We start from the raw sequence: 21,778 nt of genomic DNA, 5'->3' as shown, positions 1-21,778 counted from the left end.
ATCGCCCGTGCAAGTACACGTTCGTGATAACAATGTTGATCAGGCTCTTCGCGCGCTCAAGAAAAAATTGCAGCGCGAAGGTGTCTTCCGTGAAATGAAGTTGCGTCGCAACTTCGAAAAACCATGTGAGCGCAAAAAGCGTGAGCGTGCGGAAGCGGTTCGCCGCTATCGCAAACTCCTGCGTAAGCGTATGGAACGCGAAGGCTACTAATAGTCTGATCGGCGTTCGCAGAACGTCGCTTAAGGCGAGATATCTTCCTCACGGAAGAAAGACGGGCTACCTCCCAACTCGGAAGGTGGCCCGTTTTGCATTCGGGACCAGATTCCCTGCCTAGACTGTCCAGCTTGAGAGGTTCTGATCCAGCCCGACCAAAGCCAGACCATAGGCCACAGATTCCAGCTGCTTGCCGCTGGCCAGTTTTTCCTGGCCAAAATGACGCGCAAATAACTTTTGCACCGCCGGAACATAGGATGTCCCGCCTGTCAGGAATACCTTGTCGATTGCCGAGACCGACAAGCCACTGCTGGCAAGAAGGCCTTCTACTTTTTCTTCAAGCACGGCAAGGTCTTTCGCGATCCAGCTCTCAAATTCAGCTCTGGTGACCTGCTTTTCGATCTTGCTGTCGCTGAAGCGGACTGAAAAGTCCGTGACCTCCTGCGCTGTCAGATCCATCTTGGCCCGGGAAATCGCCTTGTAGATATCCATACTCCAGTCATTGTCGACAACATCGATAAAGGTATCAATCAAGGACGGATCCACCGCGACGGACCTCAGTTCCCGCAACTCCCGGAGTGTGGTGGGGCTCTTGAGGATGCCAAGCTCATGCCATTTGCAAAAACGGTTGTAATAGTGGGTCGGCATCTCGTGAACTTTTTTATCCAGCGAATAATACCCGCTTCCCTTGCCAAGATGAGGGGAGACAATATTGTCGATCAGGCGGCTGTCAAAGGTATCGCCCGCAATTCCCACCCCGGCATAGCCAAGCGGTGTAGACCGTAAATTGTCTCCGTCACGCTCAAACCGCACAATAGAGAAGTCACTGGTTCCCCCGCCAAAGTCAGCAACCAGTATAGTCGCTTCTTTTTCGATGCTCTGGGCATAATAATAGGCCGCGCCAACTGGTTCATAGACATAATTGACCTTTTCCAGACCAATACTGGCGTAGGCTGCATCGTAACGACTGGTAGCCAGTTCCTCGTCCGGAGCATAACCGGCAAACACAATCGGCCGTCCGGCCACCACCTGCGCTGAACTCAGGGCCAGCTGCTCCCCAGAGTTATCCTGGGCATTGGCCATAAACTGACGGAAAAAATCCGACATGATATCCTGCAAGGTGTAACGTCGGTCAAAAATCCGGGTTTCCTGAAACAGTTTGCTGGCAACATGACTTTTGAAAGACTGCAGGAAACGGACTTCTCCCCTGGCGTTGATATACTGCTCCAGCGCCCAGGGTCCGCCCGTCACCTCGACATTCTTGCGCCCGGACTGGATCGTCATTTCATAACACAGCAGCGTACGATAGACATCAAACAGGCTGTCGTTGTGACTAAAGCGCAAAGACCGCACCGGACCACCGCGTTCCGCAAGAGCAATGACGGTATTGGTCGTACCGAAGTCGATGCCAATCGACAGATCTTTCGTGTTTGATAAATGCGTCATGGCAGGCTCCGGTGATATCAGCAAAAAAACAGCGGCGCGAAAAATGGGCAGTTTTGCCCGATTAATCAACCTTTGAATTTGCTTTTCTGATTCCAGGGAAACAACTGCAGTTATTCTCTCTCGTCAGGTCATAAAAAAGGGCACCCGAAGGCACCCTTTTTCAACTCAACGGTTTCCCGTTTCGTAAACTCTGCTAGAGGTGTTCCAGCGCCTTGACGATCTTTTCGCACATTGTCTTGGCATCCCCGAACAGCATCATGGTATTATCGCGGAAGAACAGCTCGTTCTGAACCCCGGCATATCCCGCAGCCATGCCACGTTTAACGAAGAGAACCTGATGGGCCTGGTCCACTTCGAGAATCGGCATACCATAGATCGGAGACTTGGGATCTGTTTTCGCCGCCGGATTGGTAATGTCGTTGGCCCCGATGACAAAAACCACGTCCGTAGAACGGAAATCACGGTTGATTTCGTCCATCTCCAGCACCTCGTCATAAGGCACAGATGCCTCTGCCAGCAGCACGTTCATATGCCCGGGCATACGCCCTGCGACCGGATGAATCGCATAACGAACCTTCACACCCGATGCCTTGAGCAGATCAACCATTTCCCGCAGGGTATGCTGTGCCTGAGCGACTGCCATCCCGTAACCGGGGACAATGATAACCGAGTCAGCATTTTTCATCAGGAAGGCTGCATCATCACCAGAACCGGATTTGACCACGCGATCATCTTCACCTTCAGGCCCGGCACCACCAGCATCGCTTTCCGCACCAAACCCACCAAGGATTACGCTGATAAACGAGCGGTTCATCGCCTTGCACATAATATAGCTGAGGATCGCCCCGGAAGAGCCAACCAGCGCCCCGGTCACAATCAGAAGGTTGTTCTGTAAGGTAAAGCCGATCCCGCAAGCTGCCCAGCCGGAATAGGAGTTGAGCATGGAAACCACAACCGGCATATCAGCCCCGCCAATCGGCAAGATCAACAGGAACCCGAGCAACAGTGTCACCGCCACCAGCACCCAGAGATACATCGGATCCTGCGTGGTGCATAACAGAACCAGCAGGATAATTGATAAAGCCCCAAGCGACGCATTAAGCGGATGCTGTAGAGCGAAGACCAGTGGACGGCCGGAGACCAGCCCCTGCAACTTGGCAAAAGCAACAATAGATCCGGTAAAGGTGATGGCACCAACAGCTGTTCCCAGCGTCATTTCGACCAGACTGGAAACATTGATATCTCCGACTGATCCGATGCCATATGCTTCCGGCTTGTGGAAAGCAGCGAGAGCAACAAAAACCGCGGCAAGGCCAACCAGACTATGAAACGCGGCCACCAGCTGTGGCAAGGCCGTCATCTGAATGCGCAGAGCAATCACCGTACCGATCGCCCCACCGATCAAAAGCCCAAGCAGGATTGTACCATAACTAACGACACCAGGTGCTGCCAAGGTTGTTCCAATAGCCAGAACCATACCGATCACACCGAAAGCATTCCCTTGTCGGCTGGTGGTCGGATGCGAAAGGCCGCGCAATGCCATGATAAAACAAACAGAGGCGACGAGATATAACAGTGCGGATAGATCCGTTGACATTATCAGTCCCCCTATTTCTTTTTCTTGAACATCTGCAGCATGCGCTGCGTGACGATAAAGCCACCGAAGATATTCACGGCTGCCAGAACGACTGCAATAAAGCCCATGATCTCACTGAACCCCATCTCTGCAGGTCCCGCCGCCACCAGTGCGCCAACGATAATGACCGAAGAGATCGCGTTGGTTACCGCCATGAGGGGCGAGTGCAAAGCAGGCGTGACATTCCAGACAACGTAATATCCGACAAAAACGGCCAAAACCAAAACTGTCAGCCCCATGATCAGGGGCGAATGCCCCCCCGTGTGACCGGAAGCATCGACAACCAGTCGGCTTGCTTCTGAAGCAAGCGATGCCACCTCGTCTGACAACGCACGGGCAGCATTCGCCGCCTCTGTTGCCTTGTTGATAAACTGATCGCTCGACATCAGGCTTTCTCCCCGTCTTTCTCTACAGCAACTTTTTCTGCTGCCTCGTCTACAGGTGCTTTTTTAGGCGCAGGGGCCTTTTCTTCCTTTGCATGCGCCAAAGCCGGATGGACAACATTACATTCATGGGTCACACAGGTCCCCTTGACGATTTCATCGTCCCAGTCGATGGAAAGCCCGCTGGTTTCCTTGTCATAGATCAGGCCAAAGAAATTGAAAATATTCCGTGCGTACAGGTCGGAAGCATCCGTGGCGAGACGTCCCGGCACGTTCATATACCCCACGATACTGACGCCATTTTTCACCACAACCTTGCCTGCCTGGGACAAGGCACAGTTCCCGCCTGTCTCCACTGCCAGATCGACAACCACAGAGCCCGGCTTCATGGATTTGACCATATCTGCAGTAACCAGAACCGGTGCTGGTCGACCGGGAATAAGCGCTGTCGTAATTACCATATCCACTTTTGAAATGGTTTCGGCAATCAACGCGGCCTGTTTCTTCTTGTAGCCATCGGACATTTCCTTGGCATAACCGCCCGCTGTTTCCGCTTGTTTGAACTCGTCATCCTCGACAGCGACAAAGCTCGCGCCCAGACTTTCCACCTGTTCTTTCGAAGCTGGACGAACATCCGTTGCCGAAACAACTGCGCCCAGTCGTCTTGCCGTGGCAATAGCCTGAAGACCCGCAACACCAGCTCCCATAACAAAGACCTTGGCCGGGGAAATTTTCCCTGCTGCAGTCATCATCATCGGAAAAGCCCGGTTAAAAACAGCCGCGCCATCAAGAACCGCCTTATAGCCAGCCAGGTTGGACTGACTGGACAGGACATCCATTGACTGCGCCCGGGTGATCCGGGGAACAAAATCCATGGCGAAGATTGTCAAATCAGCCTTGGCGTAGGCCTCGATTTCTTTGGTTGAACGATAGGGATCAGTAATGGCAATCACCACTGTACCTTTAGCCAGCTTTCCAATCTCATCATCCTTGCCACCAGCAATCGGCTTCTGGACCTTAAAGATAACTGCAGCGTCTTTACAGGCCGTCTCGGCATCCTTGGCGATAATCGCACCAGCATCCTTGAAAGCCATATCGGTAAAGCTGGCCGCAGCACCTGCGCCCTTCTCGATCACCACTTCACATCCCAGATCAACCAGTTTCTTGACTGTTTCTGGTGAAGCAGCCACCCGTGTTTCATGGGGGCGGCGCTCCTTGGGAATTGCTATTCTCATTTTGTCTCCCGGTTGTGTTTCCCGATCGGCTCTTGCAGACCGACTGTACCCTGAGTTTTTGACGTTTTTCTTTTATTTAAACGGTTTTATTGGTTACTGCGCAAGTGTGCAGCGCACAAAAACACACTAAAACAGTCATACTTTACGGAGTAAGATATTTTCTGATAAGGAAAAAATCCATCATCAGAAATCTTGATACCTAAACTAAGAATACCGAATGATACCGATTCGCCTGAAAAATCAGGCTCTACTCGGTCAAAGAGGGTGGGGACAGATCACACTGCTGCAGAGCAACAGACTGACGTGCCTTTAAAGCAGCATAGTCGAAATCGCCGATCAAGTCATGAAACAGTTGGTGCCAGTTCACCTCGGCCTTGAGATGCATAAACACCGAGCCAAGACCGACGGCAGCCCGGTCCATCAACACAAATTCGCGCGGCGGCTTAACGCCTCCGATCCGCCGCAACTCACGATGTACCTTGTTGGCAATTTCCGCGCCATAAGCGCCTCCCTTGTGATCATCAACAATGGAGCGCTTGCGATCCTGCAGCAGGGGGCCATAGAGAAACTGGGCCCAGATATTGAGAATATCGAGCATCTCTTTATTTGACAGATCGAACCCCCAGCTTTCATAGGCCTCTACGGCCAACGCTTCATCGTTCCGCTCCAGCGCGTAGTAAAGGTCGATCACGCCCTTGACGAAAGAAGGATCAAAAATGCGGATACAACCAAAATCCAGCAGGTTTACATCTCCATTGGGCCGGATTGAATAGTTCCCCAGATGCGGATCTCCATGAATCACCCCGTATTCATAGAAGGGAACATACCAGGCCCGAAACATATTCATCGCCACCTGGTTTCTGGCCCCCTGATCCCCCTCATGGTCTTGAATAAAATCAAGCAATGGCTCCCCTTCGAGCCAGTTCATCGTCAAAAGTCGCCGGGAACTCAATTCAGGCATATCTTCAGGCACAAATACTCTTTCTTCATCGCGTAGCATATGCCTGTAAAGCTTCATGTTCTGGGCTTCACGCAGATAATCCAGCTCCTCCCGCAGCCGTTCGGACAATTCCTTATGCACATTTGAGGGATCAATCGCCTTGTCATACCGGCGGTAGATGCCAAAGAGCAGTCCCAACTGCTTTAGATCAGCCTCGACGGCAGAAATCATGTCTGGATACTGCAACTTGCAGGCAAGCCTGACACCGTCATGGCTTTCCGCTTCATGAACCTGTCCCAACGATGCAGCGGCAGAGGCTTTCTGATCAAAACGGGCGAATTTCTTTTGCCAGCCGGCGCCAAGTTCGCTCTGCATCCGGCGTTTGACAAAAAGCCAGCCCATTTCTGGCGCATTTGACTGAAGCTGCCGGAGCTCTTCAGCGTATTCTTTGGGCAAAGCATCCGGTATGGTTGCAAGGATCTGTGCAGCTTTCATCAAAGGTCCCTTCAGACCTCCAAGCGCTTTTTTCAATTCTGACGAATGTCGCCCCCGATCAAGTCCAAGACCAAACACCCGATTACCAACCACCTGAGCCGCCAAACCTCCAACTGATGTTCCCACCTTGGCATAGCGCTTCATTCTCCCTGAAAAGCGAGAATTGTCATCACTGAAATCCAGTGGATCGTCATCATCAGACACAAAAGTCCCTTTCCAGTTTGGGATAGGAATGGAAATGCAGACAGCGCGATCGATCTTATCTGTCGATCTCAACTTTCGATTATAACTATATGGTGTATCGCTCCTCCCAGTTCCAGCCCATGTACCCGGTTGTGATTCCTGAATTATGTCTCCATGACCCTTTTTGGGATATTTTCCCAAATCAATTTCATTCTAGGCATATTTTTGAGATAAAATAGCCCGGGACAGACTTTATAAACTCGAAACCACAATCAAAACAGACAGCTGTTCACTCATGATAGGATAGCTGGATGATACATACCCTGAGCCAGACCGGATGGACAAAAATGCGCGATGCAGAAAAAAGACAATGGGTTCGAGAGGCTGTCAGAAAAATTGAAGCCGATTACAACCGTTCTTCAGACACCCATCTGATCAAACTGAACCTCGACAGCTGCCACGGTGTCGAACTCTATTTCAAAGATGAGTCAACCCACCCCACAGGCAGTTTAAAACACCGTCTGGCAAGGTCGCTGTTTCTCTATGCCCTCTGTAATGGCTGGATCTGCAAGGACACACCGATCGTCGAAGCTTCTTCCGGCAGCACTGCGATATCAGAAGCCTACTTTGCCCGGCTTCTGGGGTTACGGTTTATTGCTGTGGTCCCCAAAACCACCGCCAAGGGCAAAATTGCCCTGATTGAATTTTATGGTGGCGAATGCCATCTGGTTGAACCCAAAGATATCTATGGGGAATCCCAGCGACTGGCAGATGAACTGGGCGGCCATTACATGGACCAGTTCACCTATGCCGAACGGGCCACGGACTGGCGGGGCAACAACAATATCGCCCAGTCGATTTTTTCCCAGATGGCCCTGGAAGACTATCCCGATCCGCAATGGGTTGTCGCCAGTGCGGGTACCGGGGGCACCTCGGCCACCATCGGACGTTACATCCGTTATGAAAGCAACTGCACCACCAATACCAAGCTCTGCATTGTTGACCCTGAGCACTCGGTGTTTCTCGACTACTTCAAGTCGGGCGATGCAAGTCTGACAGGTCCCCGTGGCTCCCGGATCGAAGGAATTGGCCGCCCCCGGGTTGAACCTTCATTTGTTCCTTCTGTAATAGATCGGATGATCCGGGTACCGGATGCCGCCTCGATTGCGGCCATTCATCTGCTGGAAGAGTTGCTGGGGCGCAAATGCGGCGCCTCAACCGGGACCAACCTCTGCGGTGCCTTTCATCTGATGTCCGAAATGAAAAGTCGCAACGAACAGGGCAGCATTGTCACCCTGATCTGTGATTCAGGGGATCGTTATCTGGATACCTATTACAGCGAGAGCTGGCGGCAGGAACAAAACCTGCTGATTGAACCAGAGCTGAAACGCCTACGCCAGTTCCTTGATTGCGGAAGCTATTCTCTCGCGGAGTGATCCGCCCCCTAAACAAACAGCCCGGAATGACCATTCATTCCGGGCTGTTTGTTTAGGCAGCATATATTGCAAGAACGACTTAGCTTTCCATGGCTTCAAGCTGGTCGATAAACCCGGACACCACTTTCAGCCCCTGTTTCCAGAAATTCGGATCGCTGGCATCCAGACCAAAGGGGGCTAACAGTTCCTGATGGCGCTTGCTGCCCCCGGCGGAGAGCATTTCAAGATACTTTTCGGCAAAGCCTGCTTCACTCTGCTGGTAAACCGCATAAAGCGAGTTCACCAGACAATCTCCGAAGGCATAGGCATAGACATAAAAGGGTGAGTGAACGAAGTGCGGAATGTAAGACCAGTAATTTGCGTATTCCTCTTCAAACCGAATGGCTGATCCCAAACCTTCTTTTTGACAGTCCATCCAGATTTCACCCAGCTGCTCTGGCAGCAACTCCCCCTTGCGGCGCTCATCGTGAACCCGTGTCTCAAACTGATGCATGGAGATCTGTCGAACGACAGTGTTGAGCATGTCCTCGACCTTTGAGGCCAGCATGATCCGGCGTTTGTTGGGATCATCCTGCTGTTTCAACAAAGACTGGAATGTCAGCATTTCGCCAAAAACCGAAGCTGTTTCCGCCAGGGTCAACGGGGTATCAGCTTTCAGAAGTCCCTGGGATCCGGCCAGCACCTGATGGACTCCATGCCCCAGTTCGTGGGCCAGTGTCATAACATCCCGGGTCCGTCCCTGATAGTTCACCAGAAGATAAGGATGGGCTGAGGGGACGACTGGATGCGCAAAAGCTCCTGGTGCTTTTCCGGGTCTGACTGGAGCATCAATCCAGGGATTGTCAAAAAACTGTTTCCCGACGGCTGCAAGTTCGGGAGAAAACCCGGCATAGGCCGTCAGGACGGTATCGCGCGCCTGTTCCCAGGGGATGACCGTGTCATCGTCATCCGGCAGGGGTGCATTACGATCCCAGTAAGGCAGTTGCTCCACCCCGAACCACTTGGCCTTGAGTTTGTAATAACGGTGGGAAAGGTTACCATAAGAGCTGGTTACGGAACTCACCAATGCCTCAACCACGTCATCTTCAACGACGTTCGCCAGATTCCGCGAAGAAACGGGGCGGGCAAAGCCGCGCCACAGGTCTTCAGTTTCCTTGTCCTTGGCCAGCGTATTGGTGATATGCGCAAAAAGCCGTTTGTTTTGCCCAAGAACCTTGCCCAGTGACTGGGCTGCCTCTTGCCGAACCGCCGGATCGCGATGACTGAGTTTGTTGAGAATTTCTGCTGACCCCAAATCACCACTACCAAAGGGGAAACGAAGGGCTGCCATTGTTTCATCGAACAGGCGCACCCAGGCAGATCTGCCGGAAACGCGTTTTTCGAGCAAGAGTTCTTCGAGATCATCTGAAAGCTGATAATCTTTTTGGGCACGAAGATCCCGGATCCAGGGTTCGTATTCCCTCAGACACCCGCTTTCGATTTTCTCCTGCAGAACAGCATCATCAAGCTTGTTCAGCTCGAGTGAAAAAAACAGGGTATGGGTAGAGATTGCCGTAATGCGTTCTTGCATGGACTGAAAGAACTTTCCAATCCCGGGATCGCTCATGTCGCCAGCATAAACCAGATAGGCATAACTCATAACCTTGCCCATGATCTCCTGAAGCTGCTCGTATTCTTCAATTGCGCGACAAAACTTGTCGCCCGCCAACTTTGGGAGCGTCCCGGCGTAAGTCTTTTTATAAGAAACCGCCTTTGCTTCCAGAGCGGACAAGTCATTTTCCAGCTCGGCAGAATCGGGACCGGGATAGAGGTCAGCCAGATTCCAGGCCGGGAGGGTGCCCAGCTTTTCATCAACGACATCTTTCGGGTGGGCAGCTTCAGTCATAAAAGTCCTCTCGTTCCGTCAGAGACGGTCAGCAATAATAAAATTGGTTGCCCTATAAACGTATGAGCCCTTTGGCAAAAACAAGATAAAAAAGTTCAAACCAGAGGGAAAATAATGCTACTAAGGCTAAGATACAGGCAAAAGGCCATCGGGGACAATGCAGCAACAAAAAACAATGCCTAAGGCAAAAAATCTCGTCAGTCTTTTCTATGAACAGGCAAAAGAACGTGGTGAGTTACCCTTTCTCTGGTTCAAGGAAAACAAAGTTTATACCTCGGTCAGCTGGTCAGAAACCGCCCGGCGTGTATCCGCTCTGGCTCATAGCCTGAAAACGCTGGGGCTGGAAAAGGGAGAACGTGTTGTTCTCGTTTCGGAAAACAGACCCGAGTGGTTTATAGCTGATTTGGCGATTATGGCTGCAGGTGGCATCACCGTGCCTGCTTATACCACCAATAATACGCTTGATCATCAATACGTCCTCGGCCACTCCGGGGCCACAGGGATTATCGTTTCCACTTCTTCTTTGGCTCAGAAGGCCATTCCCGCGGCCATCGATGCGTCCGAATGTCGTTGGGCTATTGGTATGGAACGTTTTGGTCAGGGGCAGGAAAGTGCCTTGCCAATTCACAGCTGGGACAAGCTGATTTCTGAGGGAGAGCAAGAAAAAGGCACCACTCCCGATATAGCAGATGAGCTGAGCAGAACAGATCTGGCCTGCATCATCTACACATCCGGCACTGGCGGGGCACCAAAGGGCGTCATGCTGAGCCATGGTGCGATCCTTTGCAATTGTGAAGGGGCTTGGGATGTTCTCGAAGACCTTGGACTGGGTGAGGAAACCTTCCTGTCGTTTCTTCCCCTGTCTCATGCCTATGAACACAGTGCCGGGCAGTTTTTCCCGTTGCTACTGGGGGCACAGATCTATTACGGCGAAGGTGCAGAGCACCTGTTGCGCAATCTTGCTGAAGTTAAACCGACCATCATGACAGCTGTTCCGCGCCTGTATGAAACCATGCATATCCGGATCACGCGCGGTCTGGAAAAAGAAAAACCTCTCAAACAGAAGCTTTTCTACAAGGCCGAGGCGCTGGGTCGGAAAAAATACCACTCTGGTGGCAGCCTTTCCCCGCTTGAGCGGATACTGGACTCCCTTCTCGAAAAGCTGGTCAGGAACAAACTTCGTCAACGCTTTGGCGGACGTCTCAAAGCCATGGTCTCCGGCGGCGCGGCCTTGAACGAGGATATCGGCCTGTTTTTCCATGCTCTTGGTCTTCCGGTCCTGCAAGGCTATGGACAGACCGAAGCCGCCCCGGTTATTGCCGTGAACCGTCCGGGAAAAATTGACATGGCAACCGTTGGTTCTCCCCTCAAGGGTGTGGAGGTCAAGCTGGGCGAAGAAAATGAAATTCTGGTCTCGGGCGAGTTGCTGATGTCCGGTTACTGGAAAGATCCCCGCAACACGGCCGCAACAATCAAAGAAGGTTGGTTGCATACCGGTGATATCGGCGAGTTTGATTCAGAGGGCCGCCTCAAGATTACTGATCGGAAAAAAGACATCATCGTTCTTTCCGGCGGTGACAACATTTCTCCGGCCAGAATTGAGAGTCTGCTGACCCTCCATTCCGCAATCAATCAGGCAATGGTTTACGGTAACAAACGGGCCCATCTTGTTGCCATCATTGTACCTGATGAAGAGTTTCTTGACCGCTGGGGTGAAGCCAACAAGATCCCCGGCGTTCTGGCATCGGTCTATGACAACGCCTCTTTGAAGATCTCCATCGCCAAAGCTATTGACCAGATCAACCGACAGCTTTCGCCGTTGGAAAAAATCAGAAAATTTATCATCGCCCGGGAAGCCTTCACCATCGACAACACCATGATGACGCCGACTTTAAAAATTCGCCGGCATAAAATAATTGAAAGCTATGCCGAGGAAATAGAGGGTCTCTATCGCAAATCTCTATAAAACCAGCCTTGTGAGAAAAAGCACTTGATAAAAAAACGGCTCCGATTTTTCGGAGCCGTTTTCATTTTTAACGGCCGTCCAGGCTGCCCCGGACTTTTTCGCCACTCAGGGCATAAGCCTGCCCCAGGTCCTCTTGTCGAAGTGCCTTGACCAGACCGATCATCATAAAAATCATGATGATCGAGAAAGGAAGCGCCGCTGCAATTGCCGCAGCCTGCAAGGCCTCGAGCCCGCCGACATACAACAAAGCCGCCGCGACAAAACCTTCGCCGAGTCCCCAGATCACACGGTGAACTGTGGGTGGCTCTTCATCCCCCATCGACAGAAGGGTATTCACCACCAGTGTCCCCGAGTCCGAAGAGGTTATGAAGTAAGTCGCGATCAAAAGTGTCGCAACGATGGAGGCAAGGGTTCCGATAAAGCCTGCATTCATCTTGTCTATGGTCACATAAAGTGCCGATGTCAGATCAGCACTGACGGCTTCGACGATCCCGCCATCCCCGAACAATTCGATATGCAAGGCTGTACCACCAAAGGCCGTCAACCAGACTGCCCCCAGCAATGTCGGCACCAGCAGAACCCCGAGGATAAATTCCCGAATGGTTCGTCCACGGGAAATCCGCGCGATAAACATACCGACAAAAGGCGCCCAGGAAATCCACCAGCCCCAGTAGAAAGCGGTCCAGCCACCCTGCCATTTACTGGTTTCATCATTGGCGTTGGTCCAGAGACTAAGCGGCACCACCTGCCCCAGATAATCGCCGATGTTCTGCAAGAAGGCACCAAGCAGATAACGTGTGGGACCAAAGGCAAAGAAAAAGGCCAGAATAGCGATGGAAAGCCAGAGATTGACTTCAGACAGGATTTTGACCCCCCGCCCGACACCGGAAACAACAGATACAGTTGCCAATGTTGAGACCACAGCAATCAGCAGCATCATTGCAGTAAGGGCTGGCTCAACTTTGGTAACGCCATCCACAACCGTTTCGGTAACCCAGAAAGACCAGCCTGTGATCTCGTAAAGGCCAGTGGCCATCTGCTGCACACCAAGCCCCAGGGACGTTGCAACACCAAACACCGTGCCGTAGACCGCCAGCAAGTCAGCGATATGTCCCAGAGGACCATAGATCCGCTCCCCGATCAGGGGATAAAGCGATGAACGGATCGTCAGAGGCAGATCTTTTCGATAGGCAAAATAAGCCAGTGTCAAACCAACGATAACATAGATCGCCCAGGGGTGCAGTCCCCAGTGAAACAGGGTAATGCGCATGGCGACTTGAGCCGCTTCTGGTGATTGCGACATTTCCGCTGTAATAAAGGGATTGGACTGAAAGTGATAGATCGGCTCGGCAATAGACCAGAAAACCAGGCCAATTCCCATACCGGCACCAAACAGCATGGCAAACCAGGAAAAATAGCTGAATTCAGGACGGTCACTATCCTTGCCCAAACGCAGGTTCCCGTAACGACTGAACAGCAGCCATACAACAAAGAACAGAAAACAGGCAACAATGCCCAGATAATACCATTTCATGGTACCGACGAGGAAACCATTGATCCCCGTAAAAAAATCTCCCACGTCTTTGGTCGCGACAAACGCCAAAATCACCAAAGCGAAGACCAGGAACTTCGACCAGATTGCCATGGTCGGGTTCAGGCCTTTCAGGAAGCCTGACTTGGCTCTCATTTTTATACCCTCCCTCAAAGGGCCCGGATTGGGCCAAGGGTATAATGGCGATGCAGGCAGATTTCTTATGATGATTTACGACGCCCTAGCTGTCATTCCCGACCAGAATGTCACTTTTATCGTTTTCTGGTCGCATATGAACAAATTTGGCAAAGACCACGCTCCGGAAGGGATGACTTGACAGAAAGAACAAAAATCTTATATGAGTGATTACTCACTTATTAAATTAAGAAACACAATCAAGCTGTTCCACTCATCCTGTCTTTGAGGCATGATGCCGACACAGGATACACCGGGGGAAGAAAGCCATGTCGCAGGAAAATAACAATCTTTTACATCTCTTGAAGAGCAGGCGCTTCCTGCCGCTTTTCCTGACCCAGGCCTTGGGCGCACTGAATGACAACGTCTTCAAAAACGCTCTGGTTATTCTGATCACCTATCAGGTTGCAGCAAATACCAATACCAATGCCCAGGTTATGGTCACCCTTGCTGCTGGCCTTTTTATTCTGCCCTTCTTTCTTTTCTCAGCTTTCGCAGGGCAGCTGGCCGACAAGTATGAAAAATCCCGCCTGATCCGCATTATCAAGATTTGTGAAATCCCGATCATGGGGCTTGCAGCCATTGGTTTTATCACCGAAGCACCAAACTATCTGATGCTGGTTCTCTTTCTGATGGGCAGCCAGTCCACTTTCTTCGGCCCCCTTAAATACGGCATCCTTCCGGACCACATGAAAGAAGAAGAACTGATCGGCGCCAACGGCCTGATTGAAGCAGGCACCTTTCTCTCCATCCTCATCGGGACGATTATCGGTGGCATCATCATCTTGACCGACAATGGCAGCGTCATGATCTCTGTGCTGATCATTTCTCTGGCCGTCATCGGCGCCATTACTTCCTATGGCATCCCCAGAGCCGAAGCAGGCGTTCCCGATCTTAAGATCAATCCTAATTTTGTCGGGGAAACCTGGAACCTGATCAAACACAGTGCAGGCAATCGCCCGGTGTTCCTTTCGATTCTGGGCATTTCCTGGTTCTGGCTGATCGGGGCCACCTTCCTCACCCAGTTCCCCAATTTTGCCAAGGTCGTCATTGGCGGGGACGAATATATTGTCACCCTGTTTCTGACTGTCTTTTCTGTTGGCATCGCCATTGGCTCTTTGCTGTGTAACAAACTTTTAAAAGGCGAGCTTTCCGCGCGCTATGTTCCCTTCGGTGCCATTGGACTCTCGCTTTTTACCTTTGATCTTTTTGCCGCCAGTTCAGGTATTGCTCCCGCTCAATCCACACTGATCGGTCTGGAAGAATTTTTTACCAGCCCCACCCGATTGCGGGTCTTGGTTGACCTTCTGCTGATTTCCATCAGCGGCGGTATCTATATTGTCCCCCTCTATGCCATCCTCCAGAGCGAGAGCCAGGAAAGTCACCGCGCCAGGAACGTTGCCAGCAACAACATCCTCAACTCGCTCTTTATGGTTGCCTCAGCAATCGTCACACTCGGCCTCTTCAGCATGGGAGTAAACATTCCCCAGGTCTTTCTGATTATCGGCCTGCTCAACCTGCCAATCGTTTTCTATATCTGCACACTTTTGCCCGAAGCGCCGATGAAGCTGTTGTTCCGTATTTTGCTCAAGCTCTGCTTCCGTGTTGAGGTCAAGGGCGCTGAGAACATGGATGACCTTGGTCCCAAAGCCGTCATCGTGGTCAATCATGTCTCCTTTCTTGATGGGATTCTGCTCGCCTCTTTCCTTCCTGGTCGCTCGACTTTTGCCGTCGACACCCACATTGCCCAGCGCTGGTGGGTCAAGCCCTTCCTGGCTGTGGTAGATGCCTACCCGATTGATCCGACCAATCCCATGGCAACAAAGACCATGATCCGGGTCGTGAAAGATGGCAAACGCTGCGTGATTTTTCCCGAAGGCAGGATTACGGTCACTGGCGGGATGATGAAAATCTATGAAGGCCCGGGGATGATCGCGGATCACGCCGATGCACCTTTGCTGCCCGTCCATATCGAAGGCGCCCAGTACAGCACCTTCTCCCGCCTGAAAGGGAAAGTTCGCCGCCGCTGGTTTCCAAAAATCACAATCACTATCCNCCCACCCCGCCGCATCAACTTGGATGAGGAAATCAAAGGCCGAGACCGCCGGGCTGCCATTGGCCGGGAACTGCATGATGTCATGAGCGAAACCGCGTTTGTATCGAGCCATCTAAGCGGCGGACTGTTCAATGCCCTGCTTGATGCCCGCGACATTCACGGCGGCGACTGCAAGGTCGTGGAAGACGTCGAACGCAGCCCGCTCAGCTATGACAAATTGATCACTGCCAGCTTTGTCCTGGGCAAGAAATTTACCGCCTTCACCAATCACCAGGAAATTGTTGGTCTGCTCCTGCCCAATTCCTGCGCAACTACTGCGGCCTTTTTTGCTCTACAATCCCAGGGTCGGATTGCAGCCATGCTCAACTTCACCATGGGCGAGAAAAACCTGCTGTCCTGCTGTAGCACGGGTAAGATCAAAACAATTATTACCTCGCGCCGTTTCATCGAACTGGGACGCCTCGACCAATTGGCAGAGGCGCTGGGAACCCAGTGTAAGCTGATCTACCTCGAAGACATCAAACAGGAGGTAACCCTTCTCGACAAGCTGGCAGGCGCAATAAAAGGCACCTTCGCCCGCCTGGTACACCGCAAGCTCGCCCCTTCTTTTGACGATGCAGCTGTCGTCCTCTTCACCTCCGGTTCAGAAGGTGTGCCCAAGGGTGTTATGCTCAGCCATGGCAACCTCCTGTCCAACCGTCATCAGCTTGCCTCGGTAATCGATTTCAACTCCACCGATACGGTTTTCAACGCCCTTCCGGTCTTTCATTCCTTTGGCCTGACTGGTGGGCTGATCCTGCCGGTTCTTTCCGGGATCAAGAGCTTTCTCTACCCCTCCCCCCTGCATTACCGGATTGTCCCCGCCCTGGTTTACGACTGTAACGCCACCATTATTTTTGGCACGGATACCTTCCTGTCCGGTTACGCCCGCGTCGCCCACCCCTATGACTTTTACTCAATCCGCTATATCTTCGCCGGGGCAGAGAAGGTCAAGGAAAGCACCCGCAAAACCTGGGCGGACAAATTCGGATTGCGCATTCTCGAAGGCTATGGCGCGACAGAAACCTCGCCTGTGCTTTCGACCAATACCCCGCTCCAGTTCAAAGCCGGAACAGTCGGGCGTTTCCTTCCTGGACTGGAAATTCGTCTTGAAGAGGTGCCCGGCATTACGGACGGTGGACGGCTTTTTGTAAAAGGGCCAAACATCATGAAGGGTTATCTGCGCTCTGACGCGCCCGGCGAACTCCAGCCCCCTGAAGATGGCTGGTACGATACAGGCGACATCGTTGCACTGGACGAGGACGACTTCATCTCGATCAAAGGCCGGGCCAAACGCTTTGCCAAAATCGCAGGGGAAATGGTCTCGCTCACCGCTGCCGAAGATCTTGCCAGCAAAATCTGGCCGGGCTTTCAGCACGCCGTTATCACCCGACCGGATGCGCGTAAGGGCGAACAGTTGATCCTCGCCACCGATTGCCCGAAGGCAACCCGATCCATCCTGCTCGCCATGGCCCAGGAACAGGGCATCAGCGAACTGATGATCCCCCGCGAAGTGGAAGTTCTCGATAAACTCCCTGTTCTCGGTACTGGCAAGACCGACTATCAGAGCCTGCAACAACAGCTGACTCCAGACACAGCGGGCTGAGCTTCCCATAAAACAAGAAACGGGCCGTCGCAAACGACGGCCCGTTTCTTGTTTGGCTTTTTGGCAGTTGGGATCTCTTGATCAGCCCATACCGAGCGCATGTTTGTAAACCTCGATCAGCTCTTCCTGCTCCATACGTTCCTGGGTTTCCAGTTTCCGCAGGGAAACAATCTTGCGCATGATCTTGGTATCGAATCCCAGTGATTTGGATTCGGCATAGATTTCCTTGATGTCGTCGGAAAGACCTTTTTTCTCTTCTTCCAGACGCTCGATGCGTTCGATAAATCCGCGCAGGCGATCTGCGGTTACGCCAGCAATCTCTCCTGGAACCGGTGCAGCGTCTGAACTGCTGACATCGCTATCAAAGCTGTTGTCAGAAACGTTTTCATCAAAATCGGATTCAAAGTCGCTCATGCACAAGATCCCTTGTCATACATTCTGGAGATATAAGTTGAGGCGGAAATTACCTGTCTGGTCCGGACTTGGCAATGCCTGAGAAGATCCCCCGGCCTCTATTTCACCGATAAGACACAAGAAGCGGTGACCAAGTCCCTGATAGCAAGAAGAGATCAGTGGGACGGTTTATTTTTTTCAAAAGCCGCTATCTGCTCTTTTGAGGCTTCCTGCTGATGCAGCTTTTTCCAGTCTTCATAAGGCATACCATAAACCCGTTCTCTGGCCTGGTCGTAATTGACAGCTTCACCCTTTTCTTCTGCAGCCGCCATAAACCACTTGGATAAACAGTTCCGGCAAAATCCGGCGAGATTCATCATGTCTATATTCTGTACATCGCTACGTTCTTGCAGATGTGCGACCAGACGACGGAAGGCCGCTGCCTCCAGTTCAAGCTCGGTTTGTTTATCCATAGTCTTCATTCCCATTCCCAGCACAGAAAACCAAATCGGCGCTTCCCCCACAGGAAAATCACCAAGTCTGTATCATTTACCTCTGTCTTATAGCCCAGCGAGGGTTTCTTCAATCAGGAAGTCCACGACCCTGCACAAAGCCTCTTCGTTAGCATCACCAGCAGCAAGAGCCTTATCATAGACTGCAACCTGCTGGTGCGCACTGGAGCCCCGCGACAGGATTGTCCGGGCGTGGAACAGTTCATCCCGGCAGCCCAGCGCCACAGCGTGTTCTTCCAGCATGCCAAGAAGCTCTTCCAGTAATTCGCCATAGGGCACGACCTCGCCACGCCCCAGATCAATCAGCCCTTCATCCGTGCCATAACGTTGGGCACGCCAACGATTTTCCTCGATAAGCAGATTACTATAGATTCTCCAGCGTTGATTCTTGCGCTTGAGGCTATAAAGCAGGCGCAAAAGGCTTGCATAAAAGGCTGCGACACAAAGCGTGTCCTTAAGATTTGTGCAGCTGTCAGCAATCCGCATTTCAAGCGTCGGAAACCGCACCGACGGCCGGACGTCCCACCAGACCATACTGGCGTCCTGGATTATTCCGGCATTGACCATAATATCAAGGTTGCGTTGATATTCGCCATAGCTGTCAAAACGTTCCGGCAACCCTGATCTTGGCAATTCTTTGAACACGGACAGACGATAGGATTTAAGTCCCGTATTCTTACCGTGCCAAAAGGGTGACGAAGTCGTCAGGGCCAGCATATGCGGCAGGAAATAACTGACCTGCCCCATCAGATCATTGCGTAATTCGTCATCATCCAGCCCAACGTGTACATGCATGCCACAAATCAGCAAACGACGTACAACACCCTGCATTTTCTCGGCAAAGGCGTCATAACGCTGTCTGGGCGTATGTTTCTGCGTTGACCAGGTCGCGAAAGGATGGGTCGAGGCAGAGATAATAGCCAGACCATATCCCGCACAAATCTCTGCCAGGGTTGAGCGCAGCTCTGCCAGTTCCTTCCCTGCTGTAGATATCGTGTCACACTTGGAGGTACCTATTTCGATCTGGCACTGCATGAACTCGGGCGACACCCGTGAGCCCAGCCGATCCTTGCATTTTTCCATTAACCCTTTGGGCGGCTCTCTGACCAGATCGCGTGATGACTTGTCAACCAGCCAGTATTCTTCTTCGATACCAATGGAAAAGCTCGGATCGTTTTTGATCATGCGTAGCGTCTGACCTCTTTCAGTGCCGGGTACTGCAGAACGCCCTCAAAGGCATTGACCAAAACATCTGTCCACTTTGCGATACCGCTTTGATCTGCGATCAAATCCTGGCGTACCTCAATCAGGATATTGGGCAACCCACGTAAATCAGCATGGGCTGCCATAGTATAACCATGACCATCGCGTCCTGAATAGGGTTCATTATCCCCACAGAGAATTCCCATGTCTCTGACCTTTGTCATAAAAGGCTGCGCCAGGCGCGGGTCCTGATTCCACAGAACTGCTATTGGCCAGGGACGTGGCACACCGGCCATTTCATGGGTCATACTGTGCATGGAAAGAATGACCGGGACTTGCCCCTTTTCGAGCATGCCCTCAATGGTTTTGGTGATCATGTTCTGGTAAGGCCAGTAAAATGTATCCAGCCGCGCCTGACGATCTGCCGGAGAGAGATCCTTGTTCCATGGAACGACACAGCCATCACTGACCACGGGTATCAGGGCTTCACTCTCAAGCTTGCGATTGGGATCAACAATCAAACGGGAAAAATTGCTAAGGATTGCCCTAGATCCAAAATGGGCCGCCAGGCCTTCTGTCACCCCTTTGATGCCGATATCATAAGCAACGTGACGTTTCATGTGGTGCTCTTCCACCCCCAGACCTTCCAGAGATCTCGGAATGAAAGCCGTTGCATGATCACAGAGGAACAAAAACGGATTTTCTGAATCCGGATTGATTATTTCAACCGGGGCCGGCTCGTCCGGAGCCAGAAGCTGGATACTCATCTTTTCTACAGGTACTTTCATCTTCGGATCTTTAGGCACGCACTCATCGCTAGAGTGGCCAATAACATATAATCGTATTCAGGCAAGATACCAAGATGCTCACACAAAGTGGTGCGTAAATGGCAAAGAACCTGTGCCGGACTTTCTAGCAGGTAAGGCAAAGACCGACCAGATCTTTCGTTTCAGCGCCAGACCCTAGAAATTTTCAGTCGGTTGGCTTGACGAAGGCTTTACAATCTTTTCATAAAAGGTCACCAAATAAGCAGATCATCCCATACGAGGGCCTTATTGATGCGTGACACCAATCCCAGACAGCTTCTTCGTGACCTGTTTCAGGCTGGCCTTGATGCCGCCAATCCCCGACTGGCTGTTCCCGGTTTTCTTCCTTCTCCTCCCAAAGGTCGCACCATTGTTATTGGCGCAGGAAAAGCCGCAGCCGCAATGGCCAAAGCAGTTGAGGAAAACTGGGAAGGTCCGATTGATGGTCTGGTTGTCACGCGTTACGATCACGACCTTCCCGAGGGCGAAAAATGCAGCCGCATTGAAGTCGTCGAAGCAGCACACCCAGTACCAGATGCCGCAGGAAGACAGGCTGCCCAGCGCATCTTCGAAAAGGTTCAAGGGCTAAACAATGATGATCTGGTTCTCTGTTTAATCTCCGGCGGCGGTTCCGCCCTTCTCGCCTTACCTGTTGAGGGCGTCTCGCTTGAAGACAAACAGGCCCTGAACAAAGCTCTGCTCAAATCAGGGGCCAACATTTCTGAAATGAATACCGTCCGCAAACATCTCTCGGCGGTAAAAGGAGGGCAGTTGGCCGCAGCCGCCGCACCAGCGCGGGTAGTCAGCCTGTTGATTTCCGATGTTCCCGGCGATGACCCGGATGTTATCGCCTCTGGCCCGACCGTCCCCGACCCAACGACTTTTGCCGACACCCGGGCGATTCTGGAAAAATACAGCATCACTCCGCCACCCGCTATTCAGGCCCATATCAACCGCGGAGAGGGGGAAACCCCGAAACCCGGAGATCCCTGTTTCAACAACTGCTCCATGCATATGATCTCCCGCCCCCAGGCCTCGCTGGAAGCTGCAGCAGAAGTCGCCCGCTCCCATGGTATCACTCCGGTCATTCTTGGGGATTCCCTTGAAGGGGAATCCCGCGAAGTCGCCAAGGTCATGGCAGGGATTGCCNGTCAGGTTGCCAATCATGGACAGCCCGCCCAAGCACCTTGCGTTCTGCTATCCGGCGGCGAGACCACGGTTACAGTTCGCGGCAACGGGCGTGGAGGACGCAACGCCGAATTCCTTCTGGCCTTGGCCGTCGAACTGGATGGCACAGCAGATATCTATGCCATCGCCTGCGATACCGACGGGATTGATGGCAGCGAAGATAACGCCGGAGCCATCATGACACCGGACACACTCGAGCGTGCGACCAAAGTCGGGACCGATGCCAAGGCCCGACTGGCAAACAATGACGGCTACGGCTTCTTTGAAAGCATCGGGGACCTGGTTATGACTGGCCCGACCCTGACCAACGTCAACGATTTCAGAGCAATCCTGATCCTGCCGAAGCAAGCCTGACCTGATATCACAAAAACACCCCGAACAGGTCGCCTACAGCACTTCTCGAAATACCTACACCATACTTTATCACTTA

General features: G+C 52.1%; 16 protein-coding genes. 5 read left to right on the top strand and 11 right to left on the bottom strand.

Annotated elements, in window-relative coordinates; genetic code table 11:
• Positions 1-7 precede the first annotated feature (7 nt).
• Positions 8-211, top strand: a complete 204-nt coding sequence (gene rpsU / locus B152_RS0104545; RefSeq protein WP_020591205.1) for a 30S ribosomal protein S21 — start codon at positions 8-10, stop codon at positions 209-211.
• A gap of 120 nt (positions 212-331) precedes the next feature.
• Here rpsU and B152_RS0104540 read toward each other — a convergent pair whose 3' ends face one another.
• From B152_RS0104540 to B152_RS0104520, 5 genes are all read right to left on the bottom strand, one after another.
• Positions 332-1,660, bottom strand: coding sequence for an Hsp70 family protein (locus tag B152_RS0104540; RefSeq protein ID WP_026261285.1), 1,329 nt, complete (start codon positions 1,658-1,660; stop codon positions 332-334).
• Positions 1,661-1,853: 193 nt separating this feature from the next.
• The gene (locus B152_RS0104535; RefSeq protein WP_020591203.1) at positions 1,854-3,257 is read right to left on the bottom strand and encodes an NAD(P)(+) transhydrogenase (Re/Si-specific) subunit beta; all 1,404 of its coding nucleotides are present in this window, start codon (positions 3,255-3,257) and stop codon (positions 1,854-1,856) included.
• An 11-nt stretch (positions 3,258-3,268) separates the two neighbouring features.
• Entirely contained in the window at positions 3,269-3,682 is a 414-nt protein-coding gene (locus tag B152_RS0104530; protein ID WP_020591202.1) for an NAD(P) transhydrogenase subunit alpha part 2, read from the bottom strand.
• Positions 3,682-4,914, bottom strand: a complete 1,233-nt coding sequence (locus tag B152_RS22520) for a Re/Si-specific NAD(P)(+) transhydrogenase subunit alpha (protein WP_020591201.1) — start codon at positions 4,912-4,914, stop codon at positions 3,682-3,684. The genes B152_RS0104530 and B152_RS22520 overlap by 1 nt, the downstream gene beginning before the upstream one ends.
• A gap of 247 nt (positions 4,915-5,161) precedes the next feature.
• A complete protein-coding gene (locus B152_RS0104520) occupies positions 5,162-6,553 on the bottom strand; it encodes an ABC1 kinase family protein (RefSeq protein ID WP_020591200.1) in 1,392 nt (463 codons plus the stop codon).
• A 290-nt stretch (positions 6,554-6,843) separates the two neighbouring features.
• Between B152_RS0104520 and B152_RS0104515 the strand changes: the two genes are divergently transcribed.
• A complete protein-coding gene (locus tag B152_RS0104515) occupies positions 6,844-7,968 on the top strand; it encodes a PLP-dependent cysteine synthase family protein (protein WP_020591199.1) in 1,125 nt (374 codons plus the stop codon).
• Between the two features lie 79 nt (positions 7,969-8,047).
• Here B152_RS0104515 and B152_RS0104510 read toward each other — a convergent pair whose 3' ends face one another.
• Positions 8,048-9,853 (bottom strand): M3 family oligoendopeptidase, encoded by a 1,806-nt coding sequence (locus tag B152_RS0104510; RefSeq protein WP_020591198.1) that lies wholly within the window; start codon positions 9,851-9,853, stop codon positions 8,048-8,050.
• Positions 9,854-10,028: 175 nt separating this feature from the next.
• Here B152_RS0104510 and B152_RS0104505 point away from each other — a divergent pair, with 175 nt between their 5' ends.
• A complete protein-coding gene (locus B152_RS0104505) occupies positions 10,029-11,819 on the top strand; it encodes an AMP-dependent synthetase/ligase (protein WP_033405750.1) in 1,791 nt (596 codons plus the stop codon).
• A 67-nt stretch (positions 11,820-11,886) separates the two neighbouring features.
• Here the strand turns inward: B152_RS0104505 and B152_RS0104500 are convergent, their stop codons facing one another.
• Positions 11,887-13,506, bottom strand: coding sequence for a BCCT family transporter (locus B152_RS0104500; protein WP_026261283.1), 1,620 nt, complete (start codon positions 13,504-13,506; stop codon positions 11,887-11,889).
• Between the two features lie 308 nt (positions 13,507-13,814).
• Between B152_RS0104500 and B152_RS0104490 the strand changes: the two genes are divergently transcribed.
• Complete coding sequence (locus B152_RS0104490; protein WP_020591194.1) at positions 13,815-17,246, top strand: acyl-[ACP]--phospholipid O-acyltransferase; 3,432 nt, start codon at positions 13,815-13,817, stop codon at positions 17,244-17,246.
• Positions 17,247-17,327: 81 nt separating this feature from the next.
• Here the strand turns inward: B152_RS0104490 and B152_RS0104485 are convergent, their stop codons facing one another.
• The 4 genes from B152_RS0104485 to B152_RS22515 all read right to left on the bottom strand — a co-directional run bounded on the left by B152_RS0104485 (position 17,328) and on the right by B152_RS22515 (position 20,142).
• On the bottom strand, positions 17,328-17,660 hold the full coding sequence (locus B152_RS0104485) for a GapR family DNA-binding domain-containing protein (protein ID WP_020591193.1): 333 nt from the start codon (positions 17,658-17,660) through the stop codon (positions 17,328-17,330).
• A gap of 155 nt (positions 17,661-17,815) precedes the next feature.
• Complete coding sequence (locus B152_RS0104480; protein WP_026261280.1) at positions 17,816-18,121, bottom strand: DUF1244 domain-containing protein; 306 nt, start codon at positions 18,119-18,121, stop codon at positions 17,816-17,818.
• A 78-nt stretch (positions 18,122-18,199) separates the two neighbouring features.
• Positions 18,200-19,336, bottom strand: coding sequence for a carboxylate-amine ligase (locus B152_RS0104475; protein WP_020591191.1), 1,137 nt, complete (start codon positions 19,334-19,336; stop codon positions 18,200-18,202).
• Positions 19,333-20,142, bottom strand: coding sequence for an N-formylglutamate amidohydrolase (locus tag B152_RS22515; protein ID WP_020591190.1), 810 nt, complete (start codon positions 20,140-20,142; stop codon positions 19,333-19,335). The genes B152_RS0104475 and B152_RS22515 overlap by 4 nt, the downstream gene beginning before the upstream one ends.
• Positions 20,143-20,412: 270 nt before the next feature.
• Here B152_RS22515 and B152_RS0104465 point away from each other — a divergent pair, with 270 nt between their 5' ends.
• Complete coding sequence (locus B152_RS0104465; RefSeq protein ID WP_020591189.1) at positions 20,413-21,702, top strand: glycerate kinase type-2 family protein; 1,290 nt, start codon at positions 20,413-20,415, stop codon at positions 21,700-21,702.
• Positions 21,703-21,778: the final 76 nt, after the last annotated feature.

Origin of the sequence: Kiloniella laminariae DSM 19542, assembly GCF_000374005.1 — a bacterium.
Taxonomy (GTDB): domain Bacteria; phylum Pseudomonadota; class Alphaproteobacteria; order Kiloniellales; family Kiloniellaceae; genus Kiloniella; species Kiloniella laminariae.
This window is presented reverse-complemented; position numbering and strand designations above follow the sequence as displayed.